Below are 17,196 nucleotides of genomic sequence, written 5' to 3' on the forward strand. Positions count from 1 at the left end.
CTCGAACTCAGACGACCCCGTTCGCCAGCCGTTCGCCGTCGTCGATGCGCCGGAGGTTCTCCCGGACCAGCGCGGCCATGCGGTCGGGGTACTCGCGGTGAGCGGCCGCGCTGTGGGGCGTCACGATCACGTCGTCCATGTCCCAGAGCGGCGAGTCCGCGGGCAGCGGCTCGGTCTCGAACACGTCGAGCGCGGCGCCGCCGAGATCGTCCGCCCTGAGCGCGTCGGCGAGCGCGGACTGGTCGACGACGCCGCCCCGGGCGACGTTCACGAGCACGGCGTCCGCACGCATCCGCGCCAACTCCTCGGCGCCGATCAGCCCCTCGGTCTCGTCGGTTAGCGGGACGGCCAGCGCGACGAACTTCGCGCCCCCGATCGCCTCGTGGAGCTCCGAACTCGGGTGGACCGTGTCGACGTGGTCCACCGGCGTCGGCGTCCGTTTGACCCCCGTCACGTCCATGCCCAGCGCGTCCGCGCGGGCGGCGATCCCGCGGCCGAGGGTGCCCAATCCGACAACACAGAGGGAACTCCCCGAGAGCGTGAACGGCGCGTCCCACTCGGCCCACGCCCACTCCTTCCGCTCCTGCTTGCTCCGGAACTCGTGGAGCCGGCGGGCGAACGCCAGCATGTAGCCCGCGACGGTCTCGCCGACGCTGTCGCCGTGGGTGCCGGTGCTGTTGGTCAGGTTGATCCCTGCCGCCTCGAACTCCTCGAGCGGGAACCGGTCGATGCCGGCCTGGACGGAGTGGATCCAGTCGAGGCCGGCGTCGAGGAAGGCGTCCTCGTACGCGAACGTCACCAGCGCGTCGACGGCGTCGACCTCGTCGGTGTCGACCACGACCACCTCGGGATCGACGGCTGCGAGTCGGTCCCGGAGCACTTCCGGCGGGAACAGCGCCTCGATGGAGGCGTGGATGCCGATTCGTGTCACCATGGGCGGGGGGTTTCGGGCACGGCCTCTACAGTGTGTCGGATCCACGCACGACCGCCGGTGTTGGCGACGCTCGTCGACTACCGGACCGACATCAGGTACGCGGCGGTGAAGATGACGACCGCTGCCGTCGCCACGTTGACGAGCGTGAACGAGACGCTCCCGACGAAGTCGAGCCCCCAGACGATCGTGACCGCGAACAGCGTCGACAGTATCAGGTTCAGCCCGTGGACCACCCACGGGTTCCCCGCGGAGCGCTCCGTCGCCGTCTCGAACCCGTCCCGACCCGTCGGGCCGTCGTCGTCGCTCATACCCGGTAACCCCGGGACCGGGGCACTTAGCTGTTGGTCGCCGGCGGGAGTGCTAAGTCGGTCGAGCCGATACGTCCACTATGGGTATCGTTAGCACGATTCAGGACGCGTTGACGACCGAGTCGGCGTCGCCGAGCACGGAACCGGAGTCGAAATCGACCGGCGCGTACTGGTGTGACGACTGCGACGTGCGGGTTCGGGACGTCGACGTGGAGCCCGAGGGGCTGGACCGCGACGACGAAGGGACGCCGGAGTGTCCGGACTGCGGGTCGGCGATGCGCTTCGAGCGCTCCCACGCCGACGGCTGTGCCTGCTGAGGCTACTCGGCCGGCGCGGGCGTCGGCTCCCGCAGGGCGGTCTCGGCTTCGTTCTCCGTCGGGAAGGGCCCCGCGGGGAGATCGTCGAGTCGGTCCCACTCCTCGTCCGTGACCAGCGCGTCGTCGAGGCGCTGCCGGAGCGCGCCCTCGTCGAACTCCGTCCCGATGACGACGTACTCCGTGCGCCGGTCGCCGTGCTCGTCGTCCCACTCCAGGTTCGGTCGGTTCGACCGGTAGAGGTCCTGCTCGATCTCGGGGAGCGACGCGATCCACGGGCCGCGTGCCTCCACGCGCACGGACGACCCCGCCTGCCCGACTGTCTGGCGGAGGTCGTTGCCCGCGACCCAGACCGTCCCCTTCGAGCGCACCACGCCCGCGGGCAGGTCACGGAGCACCGCGGCGATCCGCTCGGGGTGGAACGGGCGTCGACGCCGGTAGGTGAACGAGGAGACGCCGTACACCTCGTCCGGGTGGCGGTGGCCGTGGCGGGCGTCGGCGGGTTCGTGATCCCCGTCGTGTTCGTGGTCATCCTCGCCGTGCTCCGCGTCGTCCAGCGCTCGCTTCCAGCCCGGGAGGTCACTGACCTCGTGCTCCTCGAACCGCTCCTCGTCGAGCAGCCAGGCAGGATCGACCGCCGAGAACGACGTGCGCACGGTGTCGGCGTCCGGCTGGAGCGCCGCGACTAGCGCCTCGGCCTCGTCGAGTTCGTCGTCGGTACAGAGGTCGGCCTTGTTGAGCACGACCGCGTTCGACACCTCGATCTGTTCGACGAGGAGGTCCGACAGCGGGCGGTCGTCCTCCTCGGCGGCCGTGCGCTCGGGCGTCCCCTTGCCGCCGAACGTGTCGACGAACAGCCGGGCGTCGACGACGGTCACCAGCCCGTTCACGCGGTAGCGCGCGGCCGCGGCGGACTCGGTGGTGAACAGCCGCGCGACCGGCGCGGGCTCGGAGATGCCCGAGGACTCCACGACCAGGTGGTCGAACTCGCGGTCGCGGGCGAGGCGGACGACGGCGGTCTCGAGGTCGTCCTGCAGTTCACAGCAGATGCAGCCGTTCGAGAGCTCCTCGACGCCGCCGGCGACGTCGGTCTCCGACCCCTCGGCGACGAGTTCGGCGTCGACGTTCACGTCGCCCATGTCGTTGACGAGGACGGCGATGTCGCGGTCGCCGGCGTTTGTCAACAGGTGGTTCAGCAGCGTGGTCTTCCCGGCGCCGAGGCTCCCCGAGAGCACCGTGACCGGGATGCGATCGCTCATGCGTGTGGGTGGGTGCCACTCGCCTTTCAACCCCTCGGCAGCGGCCGGCGCCGCCCACAGCGTCGACGCGGCGCCGAACTGGCCACCGCGGCTACGACAGCTTTTACCGCGCGAACCCCTACCACCAGAGACGATGGATCTCTCCGAACGGATCGACGCCTACCTCGACACCCTGGAGGAGTGGCTCAGGGGGCTCTACCACGGGATGATCAGCCACCCGGCCTACGAGAAGATCGAGAAGGAGGCCGAGGACTTGGAGGACGCGTTCATGCTCGCCTGCTTCCCCGACGCCTTCGGCATCCCTTCGCCGGTGTCGTACTACACCGCCGAAATCCTCCCCTACATCGAGGACGAGTTCAAGGCGTGGGAGCGACGGCTCTGGGACCGGAACACGATGATCGAACGCAAGGGCCAGCAGTACCACTTCTGATGGAGCCGTTCGTCTTCTTCGGCGGGAAGGGCGGCGTCGGCAAGACGACCGTCTCGTGTGCGTACGCCCGCAAGTGCGCCGACGCGGGCGTGGACACGCTGGTGGTCTCGACCGACCCCGCGCACTCCGTCTCGGACGTGTTCGACCAGCAGTTCGGCGACACCTCGGAGCCCGTGGACGGCGTCGACGGCCTCGACGCGCTGGAGATCGACCCCGACGAGGAGGTGACCGCCCACCTCGACGACATCCGGAACCGGCTCTCGGACCAGGTGTCGGCGTCGATGGTCAACGAGATCAACAAGCAGTTGGAGATGGCACACCAGACGCCGGGGGCCTACGAGTCGGCGCTGTTCGATCGGTTCGTGGAGGTGATGAGGCAGAGCGACCCCTACGACCGCGTCGTGTTCGACACCGCGCCCACGGGGTCGACGCTGCGCCTGCTCGGGCTCCCGGAGTTCCTCGAGGACTGGGTCGACCGCCTGATGTACAAGCGCCGCCAGAGCATCGACCTGTTCGAGAAAGCCGCCATCGGCAACAACGAGCCGCGGCGCGTGATGGACGGCGATCCCGTCCTCGAACGCCTGCAGGACCGCAAGGAGTTCTTCGAGTTCGCGGGCGGCGCACTCCGGAACGACGCCGCCTTCTTCCTCGTGTTGAACCCCGATCAGCTCTCTGTCAACGAGACCACCCGGGCCATCGACGACATGGACGCCGAGGGGCTCGGCGTCGACGGCCTGATCGCGAACAAGCTCACCCCCGCGCCCGACGACGACGAGAACGGCCGCGGGGCGCGCTACCTCCGCGACCGGATCGAGACGGAGACGGACCGACTGGATCAGGTCCGGGGGTCGCTGGACCCGCCGATCCTGGCGGAGATCGAGACCCGAACCCGGGAGATCCGGGGGGACCTGTTGGCCGAGGTGGCCGCCGAACTCGACGTGCCGGTCGGCGTCGAGGAACCGACGTTCGTGTGATTCGCGACCGTTGAGGGGCCGTGCCCTTTTAACAGCGGTCGGAGCTGGCGTAACGATTGGCCAACGCTTAAGTCCTGCACACCAATCTCTATCACGAAGGTACGTGACACAATGACTCAGGTAATTTGGATCGTGGCGGCGGTGTTGATCACGTTCTCGGTCGGGTACGTCGGGTACTCGAAGTACCTCTCGCGGTTCGTCGACCTCGACGACTCGCGTGAGACACCGGCCCACAAGTACGAAGACGGGCAGGAGTACGTTCCATCGAAGAAACCAGTGCTGCTCGGGCACCACTTCTCGAGCATCGCGGGCGGCGCGCCGATCGTCGGCCCGATCACGGCCGGCGCCATCTGGGGCTGGGTGCCCGCCCTCGCGTGGGTGGCCATCGGGAACCCCCTGATGGGCGCGGTCCACGACTTCGTCTCGCTGTCGGGGTCGATGCGGCACGAGGGGAAGTCGATCGGCTACATCATCGGCGAGTACGTGGGTGAACGGGGCAAGAACCTGCTGCTGTGGTTCGCGTTCCTCACCATCATCCTGGTCGTCGCCGTGTTCGCGCTCGTCGTGGGGATCGTGCTGAACGCGTTCCCGTCGGCGGCGACCGCGAGCTTCGTGTACATCGCGCTGGCGGTGGTGTTCGGCGTCTACCTCTACCAGCTCGACGGCCCGTTCATCCCCGGGACGATCGTGTTCGTCGCGGGCGTGTTCGCGGGCGTCTGGTTCGGTATCAACAACCCGATCGCGCTGTTCCCGGCCGTCGAAGCCGGGGCCTACCCCGACGGGACGATCATCCTGCTGGGGTTCCTCGGCAACGGGGCCTGGCTCCCGGGTGCGGTGCTGGAGTCGAGCGCCATCCTCACGCCGAACGTTGCGGCGTGGGTGCCGACGATCCTGATCTACGCGGCGGTCGCGAGCGCGCTCCCGGTGTGGACGCTGCTCCAGCCGCGTGACTACCTGTCGTCGTTCCTCCTGTACGCGGGGGTCGGCGGCGCGCTGATCGCGATCATCGCCGGCACGCTGCTCGGCACGTCGTCCGAGCCGCTGGTGGTAGACAGCAGCATCGCCGCCTACGAAGGGTTCCTGGGCGTCGACGCGGTCTCGCCGTTCCCGCTGTTCCCGATGCTGTTCGTGACCATCGCCTGCGGGACGATCAGCGGGTTCCACTCGCTGGTCTCCTCCGGGACGACCGCGAAACAGCTCAACAAGGAGAGCGACGCCCGCCTCATCGGCTACGGCGGGATGCTCGGTGAGGGGCTGCTCGCCGCGGTGGCGCTGTCGACGCTCGCGATCGCTGGCGGGGCCCAAGCGGCCGCCGGCGGCGGGATCGGCGGCGCGCTGCCGAACTTCGCGAGCGGCGGCGGGATCATCCTCACCAGTCTGGGGATCCCCGCGAGCTTCGGCGCGCCGTTCATGGCGCTCGTCCTCGTGAGCTTCCTGCTCACGTCGACGGACACGGCCGCCCGACTCGGCCGGTACATGATGGAAGAGATCATCGGCACGCCCGGTAGCGGGACCGACACCGGGCTGTCCGCCGACCCCGCCTCGATCGCTCGCGGCCGCTACACCAACCCGCTCATCCAGTGTGGCCTCGGATACGTGCTGGTCATCTCGGGCGAGTGGGCGACGCTGTGGACGCTGTTCGGCGGCGCGAACCAGCTGCTCGCGGCGCTCGCGCTGCTGACCGCGACAGTCTGGCTCGCCAACTGGGACGAGTCCAAGCAGCTGATCAGCACTGGCGTCCCGATGGCGCTGATGGTGACGATCACGGTGCTCGGCCTCTCGTGGGTCGCGTTCAAGGAGCAGCTGTACGACCAGCTGATCATGGGCGGCGCGAGCGGGCTCGGTGCCCAGATCTCGGCGTCGGTCCGGATCGTGTTGGCGCTGGTACTGATCTACCTGGCGCTCTCGCTGGTCAAGATCGGCTACGACAACATCAGCAACGTCCGCGGCGGCAGCGGTATGACGCCGGAACCGGGCGACGACTGACCGTCGTCGTCACCCCGGCGAACGCCGCGCACGCTGACCGTCGTGGCGAAGTGTCGGCCGCGACGGACGCTGCGACACCGGTCGGCCGCACCGGGCGGTCGGACCGTCACGGTCCCCATTACCTTCCCTCCGCCGGAACGCCCGAGCGACAGCTACGTCCAGAAGCGTTTGGCGAACCGCGAGAGGAAGCTCTCGCTCGGGCGGTCGACGTCGCCCCAGAGCGCGAACGCCTCGGCGGTGTCGGCCTCGGTGCTCGCGATCACGGTCTCGGTGTCGGGGGCGACGACGACGAGGTTGATCTCGTAGTGGCCGTAGTAGCCGTAGGCGAGCAGTTCCCGCTCGCGGAACCCCTCGACGAACTCCCGGACCGGGTCGGTGAGCTCGTCGGCGACGACGACGAACGTGAACTCCGTCCCGAAGTGTTCCTCGCTGGGGACGATCCAGTCGTCTGCCAGGTCGTGGCCCAACTCGACCAGCGACTCGAGGTCGGCGACGGCCGGGCGGGCGGTCCGACGGGCGAACAGGTACTCCGCGCGGTCGTGGTCGGCGTAGCTCAGCGCGGGGTGGAAGAACTGCTTCTGGGTGCGCACCCGGAACTCGCCGTAGAGGTCGAACGACTCCCCCCTGACGCGGTGGTTCCGTTCGAGGTCGTAGCTGAACATCAGGCGGTCGCCCACCCGATCGAAGTACTCGTCGTCCCACGTCGGCACCTCCTCGCGGATCTCCGCGGGGAGCTCCTCCGGGTCGCGCGCGTCGGCCTCGGTCATCGGCGCCCCCCGACGACCCAGTCGCGGTCACCCGTGGCGGTTCGGAGAGTCATGCACGACTGTGGCACACGGCGGCTCAAAAGCCCGTCGCGTGGCCGCCGGCGGCAAACCTATCACTGTGGAACTGTAACACACGTTCATGAGCGACGAACAGCCGACGGAGGCTTGCGGGCGCTGTTCGATGACCACCGTCGTCGACGCCGTCGACGCCAACAGCGACGGGCCGACACGTGACCCGTTCGGCGACGAGCGCATCGAGGTCGACGAGTCGTCGATCCGCCGGGTGTCGCCGGTCGCGTGGATGGGCAACGTCACCGCGCGGTTGAACGCCGCCGTGAAGCGGCTGACGTACGGCAAGTAGTTCTCGGAGCCGGTCGTCGACGCCGCCTCAGCGGCGCTCGCTCGCCCGGTGGTCGTAATGTGTCGCTTCCGCGTCCCAGCGAGCGAGTAGCTCGCGGGCTTCCTCGGGCACGTGCGCCCGCCCGTAGTTCTCGCCCGCGAACGCGGCGACGGCGTCGTAGTTCGCAAACCGGATCTGGGTGACGAACTCGACCTCGTCGCCGGCCTCCCTGCGCAGCAGGTCGTAGCCGCGGTAGCCGTCGCCCGAGAGGTTCTCCAGCAGTCCGTCGTCGGGGTCGACGAGGAACCGCTCGTACTCGTCGGCGTCCTCGGGGTCCGTCCAGCCGTGCCAGACCCGGACGATCGCGCCGCCCCCGTCCGCGGTCGGGCCGCCCGCCGGATCGGCATCCCCGCTCACCGAGTGACCTCGTGTTCGAGGGTGCCCACGCCCTCGATCTCGATCTCGACGCGGTCGCCGTCCTCGAAGGGGCCGACGCCCTCCGGCGTGCCGGTGGCGATCACGTCGCCCGGTTCGAGCGTCATGTACTGGGTCGCCTCCTCGATCAGGGCCGGCACGTCGAACACCAGCTGGTCGATGGTGGCGTCCTGTTCGACCTCGCCGTTGACGCGGGTCTGGATCGTCGCGTCCGCCGGGACGTGCTCGGGGTCGGCGACGCAGGGGCCGATCGGGGCGGCGCCGTCGAACGCCTTCCCGCGGACCCACTGGGACTCGCTGCGCTGGTCGTCGCGGTTCGACACGTCGTCGACGCAGGTGTAGCCCGCGACGTACTCCATCGCCTCGTCGGCATCGACGTGTTTGGCCTGCTCACCGATGACGACGCCGAGTTCGGCCTCCCACTCGACGCGCTCCTTGCCGGCCGGGAGCGTCACGGTGTCGCCGTGGCCGGCAACGGTGTTCGGGCCCTTCAGGAACAGGAGCGGGCGGTCCGGCACGTCGGCGTCGTGTTCCTCGGCGTGGGCGACGTAGTTGCGCCCGACACAGACCACCTTGCTCGGCTCGCTGGGCGCGAGCAGGTCGACCTCGTCGAGGTCGTACTCGTCGCCGGCGAAGCTGACCGCGTCGCCGTGCCACTCGCCGCGCCGTACCGCGCCACTCGGATCCCGGAAGCGTGCGTGTCGCATCACCGTGTGCGTCGCCCGCCCGTGGCTAAGTCGTTCCGACTGCGGCGAGCGTGGCTGGGGAGCCGGCGGCGGTCACCCGGACCAGCGCACGTCGAACCCGTCGACGCCCTGGGGCTCCTCGTATGCCACCTCGACGCCGTCGACGGTCGCCCGCGGGCTGCCGGTGTGACACCAGCCGATCATCGACTCGACGGACCGGGGGTCGCCCTCGAACACCGCCTCGACCCGGCCGTCCGCCAGGTTGCGAACCCATCCACTCACCCCGCGTCGCGTGGCAGTCTCCTCGGTGTTGGCCCGGTAGCCGACGCCCTGTACGTTCCCGCTGACGTGGACGTGTACCCGGACGTGGTCAGCATCGCTCATGCCCGGTAGATCGGCTGAGCGACACTTAACTCCGGTGTCGCGTGGCGCTCGCGAACCGGGCAGGCAAAGTAGCCCCACGCCGACTCGTCGACCATGGAACTGTTCGGAACGGCGGGGATCCGCGGCGACGCTCGGGAACGGGTGACGCCGTCGCTGGCCCTCCAGGTGGGGCAGGCGGCAGCGGCCGACGCGCTGGAACAGGCTGGTGACGACGAGTCGGTCGAGTTCGCGGTCGCCCGCGACGGCCGCGAGACGGGGCAGGCGCTCGTCGACGCGATGGCCTCGGGGCTCGCCTCGGCCGGCGCTGACGTGGTCGAGATCGGCCAGGCGCCGACCCCCGCGCTTGCGTACGCGAGTCAGGGTCGCTACGGCGTCGCCCTCACCGCCTCGCACAACCCGCCCGAGGACAACGGGATCAAGCTGTTCGACGACGGCGTGGAGTACAGCGGCGAGGCCGAGGCCCGCATCGAGGGCCGGATCGAGGGCGGCACCGAGCCAACGCAGTGGGACGCGTGGGGCACCCGCGAACGGGCCGAGGTACTCGACGACTACCGCGACGCAGTCGTCGCCTACGCCCGGCAGTTCGGCGCCGACCTCGACGGGCTCCGGGTGGTCGTCGACTGCGGCAACGGGATGGCGTCGCTGGCGACGCCGCAGGTGCTCCGCGAACTCGGCGCGGAGGTCGTCACGCTCAACGGCAACGTCGACGGCCACTTCCCAGGCCGCGGGAGCAAGCCCACCGAGGGGACGCTGGGCGACTGCATCCGCTTCCTCCAAGACGGGGAGTTCGACCTCGGCATCGCCCACGACGGCGACGCCGACCGGATCGTCGTGCTCACGGGCGACGGCGAGGTGGTCCACGAGGACACCGTGCTCGCGATGCTCGCCGAGGAGTACGTCGCCGCCGCGAGCTCGGAGGATCCGACGGTCGTGACGACGCCGAACGCCTCCGCGCGCATCGACGAGCGCGTGCGCGCCGCCGGCGGCCGCGTCGAACGCGTCGCGCTGGGCTACCTCCACGACGGCATCGCCGACGCCCGCGCGGGCGGCGCCGACGTGGCCTTCGCCGCCGAGCCCTGGAAGCACGTCCACACGCGCTTCGGCGGCTGGATCGACGGCGTCGCCTCGGCGGCCGTGCTGGCCCGCCTCGTCGCCGACGTGCCGCTCGCTGAGCGCCGTGAACCGATCCCCGAGCGACCGTACCGGAAGGTGAGCGTCCCCTGCGACGACGACGCGAAGGTCGACGCGATGGCGCGCCTGGCCGAGACGCTGCCCGACCGGTTCCCGGAGGCGAGCGTCGACGACGAGTACGGCGTCCGGCTGGAGCTCCCGGACGCGTCGTGGGTGCTCGTGCGGCCGAGCGGGACGGAGCCGTACCTCCGGATCTACGCGGAGAGCGAGGACGTGGAGACGCTGTCGGAAGCCGCGAAGACGGTCGTCGAGGACGCGATCGCGGAATCGGAGTAGGCGGCCTACACCGAGGCGACCAGTCGGTCGTGTTCGACCTTGGTGCAGCGGTCCTGTACGTAGTCCAGTCCCGCGTTCTCGGCCAGGTCGGCGGCCTCGTCGTTCGCGATGCCGAGTTGGAGCCAGACCGTGCCGGCGTCGCCGCGGGATTCGTGGCGGTCGATCACGTTCTCGACGATCTCCGGGGTCTCCTCGCTGGGCCGGAACACGTCGACGAGGTCGATCTCCTCCTCGACGTCGGCGAGCGAGTCGTACGCGGTCTCGCCCAGGATCTCGTCGGCGAAGGGGTTGATCGGAACGATCCGGTAGCCGTGTTCCTGCAGGTACTTCGGGATCTCGTGGGCGGCTTTCCCCTCGGTGGTCGAGCAGCCGACGACCGCGATGGTGTCGGCGTCGAGCAGGGCGCGCAGGCTGTCGTCGTCGGTGATGGGCATCGGTGGCGGTTGGACTGCCACCGGCAAAAGGGGTCGGCTCAGGCGTCCGCGAGGTGGACGATCGGGTCGGCGTGCTCCTGGAGTTCGACGACGCCGTCGAACAGTTGTTTGAGCGTGTTGAGCGTCTGCTGATCGTGGGCCGTCTCGTCGATGCAGTAGAGCCCGAGGCCGTCGACGCTCTGGACGCGACCGGTGAACACGTGGAGGAAGCGGAACACGGTCTGGAGGTCCGAGTACATCAGCAGCGTCGTCAGCGAGTGGAGCATCACGCGGTTGCGCTCGATGTTCCGGTCCTTGTAGAACGCCTGCAGGAACTCCGAGAGCTGGATCCCGATGCCGGTCATGTCCACCGGCGAGGAGGCGTACTTCACTCGGTCGCGTTCGGGAACGTCGTCACCCTGCTGTTTGGTGACGCAGTCGACGACGGCCACGGGCCGGCTCTCGTAGCTCGTGCGCTCGGCGAACTGCTCCAGCATGCGGTCGGCGCTGTCTTTGGTGGTGACGATGATCGAGCCCTCGCCCTGCTCGGTGCCGGCGGCGAGGAGGTCGAGACACCGTGCGCGTTTCCCGGCCAGCGGCGGGCCCGTGAGGAGGATGTTCGACCCGGGCTGGACCTCCGCGTCGAGATGGGGATGGAGGTCGTACATCACGCGATGGAGCAGGGGGGGCTGGCGGCTCCGATCACGTGATACACGACCTGCCCGGGATTCATCGGATAGTTGGAAAATGCCCTGACGCGTTATTATTCTTTGTGATTACCGCGGGGGCGTCGACGCCGACGGCGCCCGGAACCCCCGGACGGAACCGAGTCACTTATTTGTGGGTCGACAGTATGAGAGGGTACGGGGCGCTTAGCTCAGCCTGGACAGAGTACTTGGCTTCGGACCAAGCTGCCGCGGGTTCAAATCCTGCAGCGCCCATCCGTTTTCATGATGCTTAGGATTCCACAGACAGCGGCGGGTTATTTATAAAACGCCCCCCCCGCTTACCGCGGAAGATTTCATCATGTTTCGTGATGCGGGTCGACGCCGTCATGCGGTTCGCAGGATACCAAACGTTTAGAATCGTGTTAAATCTTTGCGAATCGATCCGACTCTCAGTACAGTTCCGTGGGGCGCGCGCGAGAACATCTGGCTTCAGCTAAGTTCGTTAGTCGCACGCAGCGTGCGGTGACTTCACTGAGCGTGCGACAAACCTCGAGTCCGTCTAACGCGCAGTGAGATGTGCTCACTCTGTGTGAGACGTATCATATTCCAAGAAATAAGAGCGTGATTTGCTGCCATCAACTAATTCGGCGAATACGGCCGCTCTATTCGATATAATCTACACTTCTTCCGAATTCTTATCAGAAAATTTGACCTAACCCTTAAGTCAGTCTGACTGACGTAAGCTCAATCGCGATGATGCGCACAGAACGAGTGGTCGCAACCCACGACAGCAGCGCCCGGTTTGAGCGGGCATCCGGGGTCGTGAGTTGCTACTCACGCTACGAAGATCAGGAGGGAAACAACAATGAATGAACAGAAACGGCTCAACGCCTTCGAGTCCGGCACAACGGTCCGAGAAGCAGTCAGGAAGTACCTCGATCACCGAAAGAACGACTGCGGTCTCAAACAGACCACAGTCGACCTCGAGAAGCGACGACTCGCATACCTCGTGGACTACTGCGACGACCAGGGGATCAACACCATCAGCGAGCTGGCATCACACGATCCAGACAAGTACCGGTCCTGGCGACGAACCGATGCAGCCAGCGAAGTCGACACACTCGCCGAATCGACAGTCGATAGTCACATGAAAACAATCGTCAGGTTCGTGAAATTCGCGCGGGGGCGAGAAGATGAGTAGGCCGAACAGACAGCAACCATCGAACGCACGCGATCCAATTCAGGTCGCCGTCGATGAGGCCGTCGAGGCGTACCTCAGTCGCCGCAAGGCTGAGAGCAGCACCACGCAAGGAACCGTCGACACTCATCGAAAGCGACTGAACTACTTCGTCGAATTCTGTGAGCTCGAAGGAATCGAATACGTCTGCGACCTCCGAGGTCACGACATCGAACAGTACTGGCCTCTTTTTCGCTGCCATTATACTCATCCTCGATTGTGACGACTTCGAGCTTGATTTGCGCCATATGTTACAGGTGTACTGTAGTTGACAAAGTGTTTTGTCTGCTATCGTGTTCTCAGTTGGAACAATTCGGGTACAGTCTCAGAGCAACCACAAATTCTTATCTCCCCGCTATAACATGGCTATATCGTGTCAACCCATTCGCGTATTGAGATTTCACCAGCCAAGACAGAGCACATACCGGGGTATATTACTGATACACAGAGCATCTTGCTTGGAGGTCCCTGCACCGGAAAAACAAATATCTGTAAGTCCTCTAGTGATATAACGTATATTAATACAATCGATAACATAAAAAAGCACAATACGAATCGTCCAATTATTCTAGATAATGCGTATCAGATTTTGAGCGATCCTGAATTAGATGCAGCAGAATTGATTACCACGCTTGAAAATCATGAACCCGGTGTTTGCTACGTTTTTCGGCCGTATGAATTAGAATGGGTTGTAAGTCAGTCGAACAATATAAACTTCGATTTTGAGTCAATACAACTTCTTTCCTTGGTTTATACCCGAGAGGAGGCGATCAGTAAGTTACAACGTGTAGATGAATCTTTGTCGGAGAGTAAAATCAAGAGGTTCGTTGACACACTCGAATACGAGTTCTCTTTCACTCATGCGCCAATAAAAGATTATCATTCATATCTTCCCTATTGTGCGGTTAGAGCAAGTAATGCAGCCGTGGAGAATGTTATTACTGGTGATTCTGTCACAGCGAAAATTAGTAACTTCGCTAAACAGTCCGATCTCAGTTCGTTCGTAAGATCCGAAAGTAATCACCTCCCTGATCTCAGCTCGTTCGCAAGATCGGCAAGTACCCATCTCCCTGCTTCGGTGACAGCAACACTGAGTGGTGCTGTTGGTGGTGGAGCCTTAGCAAGTGGTGTGGGTGCAGTCGCACTATTCGCTGTCCTTCCAATTCTTCTGAATCGAACACTTCACGATGGGCACGAATTCGAACGAAATCTTGGTCGGGTGCTCGGACATGAATTATTCCCGCATCACCAAGAGAACTTAGAACGCGAAACTGAACTTCCACCTCGAACCTTTGAGACATTTGGAAAATTTGCAGATCCGGTTACTGGCCATCATTTGGACACTCTGGTTGAAGAACAGGATGAGCTTCGCTCATTCATTCAAGAATCTGATATTTGTGTTGAGGAGGACATCGACTCGCTTGTAGAATTAGTTGACCAGCTTGCTACGGAGACTATTCCCATCACTGAGCTGATCTCAGAGGAATTTAATAATGCAGTCCTCCCCCCTAAGTCACTGACTCAACAGCAAAAGGATCGTATCACAAAAGAACTCAAATCAGCGGCGGATATTTCAGAGACCGAAGCCAAAGGAAGGGTCGACGATCTGTTTTCGAAGTCTCTGCGGGAAGAGAAGTTGTCTGAAGATTATGACAACGTTGCTCCTAACCAAGGAGCGTTGCTAGTCTATGGCGAGATGGGTGGTGGTACAACCACTTTTGCTCAGGGGTTACTAGAGCACTACGCGCGTGACGGTTACGATATTGGTGTCGTCAATAGCACTACCCCGGAAATTCTTCGATCAAAGTTGCGTTCAATGCAGTCAGATTCTAAAGGCCTTGCGTTGGTCTACAGTGTTGGTCGGGAAAGATCAATTTCACCACACAATTTCCAAATTTTATTTGGGGAGAAAGTATTCGAATTCTATGATGTGATAATTATTGAATGTAGTCAGGAACAGATAGATAGTATCAGAACTTCCTGGGAACAAACCCGTGACATCAGATATGACTCGGCTAAATCTCGATTAGAACCTAGAGCAGAAATTCAGCTTTCAAACGTTGATAATGAAGTATTGGAACGAATCCCACGGACTCTTAGTTCACTTGACGATGATTCTGTAGAGCGAATTGCTGTTACAGCAGATGGTAACCCTACGATCGCCGTTGAGGCGACATTAGAAGCCCTTGAGAATGGGGTAGAATCGATTAGTGGGGTTCGAGGACGGGAGTTTATTCGCTCTCGATTGAGCGGTGCACTCCAAGAACTTCAAGAGAATCATGGAGAGGAGCCAGTGGATATTCTTGTTATGCTTGCCGCTATTCGAGGAGTAGACGACGAAAAAGAACTTGCTAATCTGCTGAACATCAGTGAGAACCGCGTCAAGGGGTATATGGCCGGCTCTATGTCATCTTATATATACAGGAGATCAGATGGAAGACTAGTTGTTTCCCCTCGAATCTATGCTCTAACAATCTTTGAACTGGAATGGTTCACTGAGTTGAGTGGTGATTGGGTTCTTTCGGATAGACGAGAGCGATTTACAGAGCGAATCTATGATTCAAGTAGTCAAAATGTAGTTGGGCTAACTACTAATTTAGCAGAATTAGAATCAACTGGGTCAAGTATAACCGATACAGAAAACGTTGATTTGGTTTTATCCTGTATTGAGGATATACTTGAACAATCTGGGCCCGCAAGATTTCCTCAAGTTCTGGCAGCAGTTGGTATATATCAAGTTCCAATTCAACTGACTGTTCTCACTGATTCGAATCGACTTCATGAATCGCTTTACGGGGTTCTCAAGGCCTCAGATGGGGAATCACAAGAGGTACCCCACCAGTATTATCACTTGTTTGTTACTGGCTTAGCGGGCGTTACCATCGCAGCATACCATCATAATGACCAGAGTGCCGAAGCGTTCCTCTCACTTGGAACAAATCTGTTTCGTGAAATTGTAGATACAGAATATTCTCAATCAGAATTGGCTAACTTGCTGATCATTCGATACTATTGCGGGGTACTTTCCCCGTTAGTTCGTACGTTTGATCTCACTGATGTCAAACCATTTGTGAGAGAAGTAAGACAAAGGGCCGCGAGTATTCAAAACAGTAGCGACGTCAACGATGTATTCCTGGTTGAATTCTATTCCCAGATCCTCGCCCCTCATGTTGAGGTAGATGAAGGTCCGGCGGACTACAGTGAGTGGCTCGACTTCATCATCAAGGACATTACCGATGCTAACGAGCAACCTGAGGGCCTCACAGGATTAGACATGCCTCCCGAGGAATTAATCGCCGGTAAACCTCGTCAATTCCAGACGAGTCCAGATCGTGTTGTAGTTCAGGTTTTCGCCCGTGCTATCATCACTAATCCACCACGGGATCCGACCGACCGACTCCAATGGATAGAGGATACAGAAGCGCGACTCAAACGGTTTAGGTCCCGATTGGAAGACCGGGGTAATGGCCCAACCGAATCCTCTGATGAAGATGAAGTTATAATGTCGCTCCCCCTATGGGCGGCCATACTTGGACAACTCGCAGACTTCCATTCTCCAGATTGGGCTGATGAGTGGATTGTAATGGCAGAACAGCGGCTAGCCGAAGAGTTTGATAGAGCAAAAAGCTCGGCACACTCACAGGGGACAGCAGTAGATCCGGGCGACGAGGTAATTCACGATGGATGGGCAAGGTTTGTGGGCGATGTTATATTTGAAAAGAGAGATGTCGCCGAACCAGGGGCATGGACTGAGCGGCTAGTGGAATTGGTGAGAGACCAAGTCGGAGACAAACACTCTTCAGAACTAGTTGAACTGCGGAGCTACGCTTGGATGCTCTGTCGTGCGGTTCAGAGTCTTATTTCCACTGATGATGAGGAATTCATCGAGACGTGGGTGGTGTGGTATTTTGATCATGCCACCGAACTTACGAATTTAGAAGAGATTGAAGCGAATTCTGATGTCGTACTCACAGAACCATTTGTAGTTGCTCCGGAATGTTTTCAGGTCGATTTACAGACGAACTTTGTCAGTTATATCCTCAAACAGTTGGGAAGAGAGGTCGATTCTCTTCAATACGCTGTGGTTGGTGGTTGTGCCCACGTTCTTATGTCAGATAATGCTCCAGACTCAGAATTGTTCGAATGGGTGTATGAGATAATTTGCACCTTTATTATACAACAAGATGTTGATAATTTCGATTACAGTATTGTACTATTATATTCGAAAATAATAATATATGTTCTTGACTTCCAGAATGAGAGCTCCACACAAAAGGTCTCAGAAAGTGTTCTCGCTAAGTTGTCTGAGAGAGAGGGTTCTGAGGCTGTGTTTGATTTTGTTGTACTGGTGATGAAAGACCTATCAGAGGCACCGTTCGATGAGTTCGGCGACTATGCGAAGATAGTGATCTCTACGGCAATGGATCATCTCTCTGAAGAGGAACAAGAGGAACTCAAGGAGGATTTACCTGGTGTGATAAAATCAGCATCTGACTCAAATTACGTCGATGAGTGGGTAGAAGGTCTAACGAGGTGGACTCAATGCTGACTCTATCTCAAGCTGAGACCAGTAGCTATACCAAAGAATAAAAAC

General features: G+C 61.9%; 17 protein-coding genes and 1 tRNA gene. 9 read left to right on the forward strand and 9 right to left on the reverse strand.

Annotated features, from left to right (window positions below):
- Nucleotides 1-7: 7 nt before the first annotated feature.
- Together ddh and BMZ83_RS02495 are read right to left on the reverse strand one after the other, a co-directional pair.
- On the reverse strand, nt 8-934 hold the full coding sequence (gene ddh / locus BMZ83_RS02490) for a D-2-hydroxyacid dehydrogenase (RefSeq protein ID WP_074875250.1): 927 nt from the start codon (nt 932-934) through the stop codon (nt 8-10).
- 77 nt (nt 935-1,011) lie between these two features.
- The gene (locus BMZ83_RS02495; protein WP_074875252.1) at nt 1,012-1,242 is read right to left on the reverse strand and encodes a hypothetical protein; all 231 of its coding nucleotides are present in this window, start codon (nt 1,240-1,242) and stop codon (nt 1,012-1,014) included.
- Nucleotides 1,243-1,322: 80 nt separating this feature from the next.
- Here BMZ83_RS02495 and BMZ83_RS02500 point away from each other — a divergent pair, with 80 nt between their 5' ends.
- Nucleotides 1,323-1,559: a hypothetical protein gene (locus tag BMZ83_RS02500; protein ID WP_074875254.1), complete on the forward strand. Its 237-nt coding sequence runs from the start codon at nt 1,323-1,325 to the stop codon at nt 1,557-1,559.
- A gap of 2 nt (nt 1,560-1,561) precedes the next feature.
- Here BMZ83_RS02500 and BMZ83_RS02505 read toward each other — a convergent pair whose 3' ends face one another.
- Nucleotides 1,562-2,815, reverse strand: coding sequence for a CobW family GTP-binding protein (locus tag BMZ83_RS02505; protein ID WP_074875256.1), 1,254 nt, complete (start codon nt 2,813-2,815; stop codon nt 1,562-1,564).
- Nucleotides 2,816-2,948: 133 nt separating this feature from the next.
- Between BMZ83_RS02505 and BMZ83_RS02510 the strand changes: the two genes are divergently transcribed.
- The 3 genes from BMZ83_RS02510 to BMZ83_RS02520 all read left to right on the forward strand — a co-directional run bounded on the left by BMZ83_RS02510 (nt 2,949) and on the right by BMZ83_RS02520 (nt 6,205).
- Nucleotides 2,949-3,245 (forward strand): hypothetical protein, encoded by a 297-nt coding sequence (locus BMZ83_RS02510; protein ID WP_074875258.1) that lies wholly within the window; start codon nt 2,949-2,951, stop codon nt 3,243-3,245.
- Entirely contained in the window at nt 3,245-4,219 is a 975-nt protein-coding gene (locus tag BMZ83_RS02515) for an ArsA family ATPase (protein WP_074875260.1), read from the forward strand. The genes BMZ83_RS02510 and BMZ83_RS02515 overlap by 1 nt, the downstream gene beginning before the upstream one ends.
- A gap of 111 nt (nt 4,220-4,330) precedes the next feature.
- Complete coding sequence (locus BMZ83_RS02520) at nt 4,331-6,205, forward strand: carbon starvation CstA family protein (RefSeq protein WP_074875262.1); 1,875 nt, start codon at nt 4,331-4,333, stop codon at nt 6,203-6,205.
- 152 nt (nt 6,206-6,357) lie between these two features.
- Here the strand turns inward: BMZ83_RS02520 and BMZ83_RS02525 are convergent, their stop codons facing one another.
- Nucleotides 6,358-6,972, reverse strand: coding sequence for a hypothetical protein (locus BMZ83_RS02525; protein WP_074875264.1), 615 nt, complete (start codon nt 6,970-6,972; stop codon nt 6,358-6,360).
- A 139-nt stretch (nt 6,973-7,111) separates the two neighbouring features.
- On the opposite strand from BMZ83_RS02525, the gene BMZ83_RS02530 reads away from it, so the two are divergent.
- Complete coding sequence (locus BMZ83_RS02530; RefSeq protein ID WP_074875266.1) at nt 7,112-7,333, forward strand: hypothetical protein; 222 nt, start codon at nt 7,112-7,114, stop codon at nt 7,331-7,333.
- Nucleotides 7,334-7,360: 27 nt separating this feature from the next.
- On the opposite strand, the gene BMZ83_RS02535 is transcribed toward BMZ83_RS02530, so the two are convergent.
- The 3 genes from BMZ83_RS02535 to BMZ83_RS02545 form a co-directional block, all read right to left on the reverse strand.
- On the reverse strand, nt 7,361-7,729 hold the full coding sequence (locus BMZ83_RS02535; protein WP_241729519.1) for an antibiotic biosynthesis monooxygenase: 369 nt from the start codon (nt 7,727-7,729) through the stop codon (nt 7,361-7,363).
- Nucleotides 7,726-8,454: a fumarylacetoacetate hydrolase family protein gene (locus tag BMZ83_RS02540; RefSeq protein ID WP_074875268.1), complete on the reverse strand. Its 729-nt coding sequence runs from the start codon at nt 8,452-8,454 to the stop codon at nt 7,726-7,728. The genes BMZ83_RS02535 and BMZ83_RS02540 overlap by 4 nt, the downstream gene beginning before the upstream one ends.
- Nucleotides 8,455-8,526: 72 nt before the next feature.
- On the reverse strand, nt 8,527-8,817 hold the full coding sequence (locus BMZ83_RS02545) for an acylphosphatase (protein WP_074875270.1): 291 nt from the start codon (nt 8,815-8,817) through the stop codon (nt 8,527-8,529).
- A 93-nt stretch (nt 8,818-8,910) separates the two neighbouring features.
- Here BMZ83_RS02545 and BMZ83_RS02550 point away from each other — a divergent pair, with 93 nt between their 5' ends.
- Nucleotides 8,911-10,284, forward strand: coding sequence for a phosphohexomutase domain-containing protein (locus BMZ83_RS02550; protein ID WP_074875272.1), 1,374 nt, complete (start codon nt 8,911-8,913; stop codon nt 10,282-10,284).
- A 5-nt stretch (nt 10,285-10,289) separates the two neighbouring features.
- On the opposite strand, the gene BMZ83_RS02555 is transcribed toward BMZ83_RS02550, so the two are convergent.
- Entirely contained in the window at nt 10,290-10,718 is a 429-nt protein-coding gene (locus tag BMZ83_RS02555; RefSeq protein WP_074875274.1) for a CoA-binding protein, read from the reverse strand.
- Nucleotides 10,719-10,756: 38 nt separating this feature from the next.
- A complete protein-coding gene (locus BMZ83_RS02560; RefSeq protein ID WP_074875276.1) occupies nt 10,757-11,365 on the reverse strand; it encodes an RAD55 family ATPase in 609 nt (202 codons plus the stop codon).
- Between the two features lie 198 nt (nt 11,366-11,563).
- Here BMZ83_RS02560 and BMZ83_RS02565 point away from each other — a divergent pair.
- From BMZ83_RS02565 to BMZ83_RS16165, 3 genes are all read left to right on the forward strand, one after another.
- A tRNA-Arg gene (locus BMZ83_RS02565) sits at nt 11,564-11,638 on the forward strand.
- A gap of 592 nt (nt 11,639-12,230) precedes the next feature.
- Complete coding sequence (locus BMZ83_RS02570) at nt 12,231-12,566, forward strand: hypothetical protein (RefSeq protein ID WP_074875278.1); 336 nt, start codon at nt 12,231-12,233, stop codon at nt 12,564-12,566.
- 409 nt (nt 12,567-12,975) lie between these two features.
- Nucleotides 12,976-17,151: a P-loop NTPase family protein gene (locus tag BMZ83_RS16165; RefSeq protein WP_143076871.1), complete on the forward strand. Its 4,176-nt coding sequence runs from the start codon at nt 12,976-12,978 to the stop codon at nt 17,149-17,151.
- The last annotated feature ends 45 nt before the right edge of the window (nt 17,152-17,196 follow it).

The sequence above is a fragment of the Halolamina pelagica genome (assembly GCF_900115675.1).
GTDB classification, from domain to species: domain Archaea; phylum Halobacteriota; class Halobacteria; order Halobacteriales; family Haloferacaceae; genus Halolamina; species Halolamina pelagica.

Bases quoted from the DNA above. Each gene is read 5' to 3' on its own strand.
- BMZ83_RS02525 (WP_074875264.1), bottom strand. From the start codon at position 6,972: ATGACCGAGGCCGACGCGCGCGACCCGGAGGAGCTCCCCGCGGAGATC.
- BMZ83_RS02500 (WP_074875254.1), top strand. From the start codon at position 1,323: ATGGGTATCGTTAGCACGATTCAGGACGCGTTGACGACCGAGTCGGCG.
- BMZ83_RS02550 (WP_074875272.1), top strand. From the start codon at position 8,911: ATGGAACTGTTCGGAACGGCGGGGATCCGCGGCGACGCTCGGGAACGG.
- ddh (WP_074875250.1), bottom strand. From the start codon at position 934: ATGGTGACACGAATCGGCATCCACGCCTCCATCGAGGCGCTGTTCCCG.
- BMZ83_RS02530 (WP_074875266.1), top strand. From the start codon at position 7,112: ATGAGCGACGAACAGCCGACGGAGGCTTGCGGGCGCTGTTCGATGACC.
- BMZ83_RS02560 (WP_074875276.1), bottom strand. From the start codon at position 11,365: ATGTACGACCTCCATCCCCATCTCGACGCGGAGGTCCAGCCCGGGTCG.
- BMZ83_RS02555 (WP_074875274.1), bottom strand. From the start codon at position 10,718: ATGCCCATCACCGACGACGACAGCCTGCGCGCCCTGCTCGACGCCGAC.
- BMZ83_RS02570 (WP_074875278.1), top strand. From the start codon at position 12,231: ATGAATGAACAGAAACGGCTCAACGCCTTCGAGTCCGGCACAACGGTC.
- BMZ83_RS02495 (WP_074875252.1), bottom strand. From the start codon at position 1,242: ATGAGCGACGACGACGGCCCGACGGGTCGGGACGGGTTCGAGACGGCG.
- BMZ83_RS02545 (WP_074875270.1), bottom strand. From the start codon at position 8,817: ATGAGCGATGCTGACCACGTCCGGGTACACGTCCACGTCAGCGGGAAC.
- BMZ83_RS02515 (WP_074875260.1), top strand. From the start codon at position 3,245: ATGGAGCCGTTCGTCTTCTTCGGCGGGAAGGGCGGCGTCGGCAAGACG.
- BMZ83_RS02510 (WP_074875258.1), top strand. From the start codon at position 2,949: ATGGATCTCTCCGAACGGATCGACGCCTACCTCGACACCCTGGAGGAG.
- BMZ83_RS02540 (WP_074875268.1), bottom strand. From the start codon at position 8,454: ATGCGACACGCACGCTTCCGGGATCCGAGTGGCGCGGTACGGCGCGGC.
- BMZ83_RS02505 (WP_074875256.1), bottom strand. From the start codon at position 2,815: ATGAGCGATCGCATCCCGGTCACGGTGCTCTCGGGGAGCCTCGGCGCC.
- BMZ83_RS02520 (WP_074875262.1), top strand. From the start codon at position 4,331: ATGACTCAGGTAATTTGGATCGTGGCGGCGGTGTTGATCACGTTCTCG.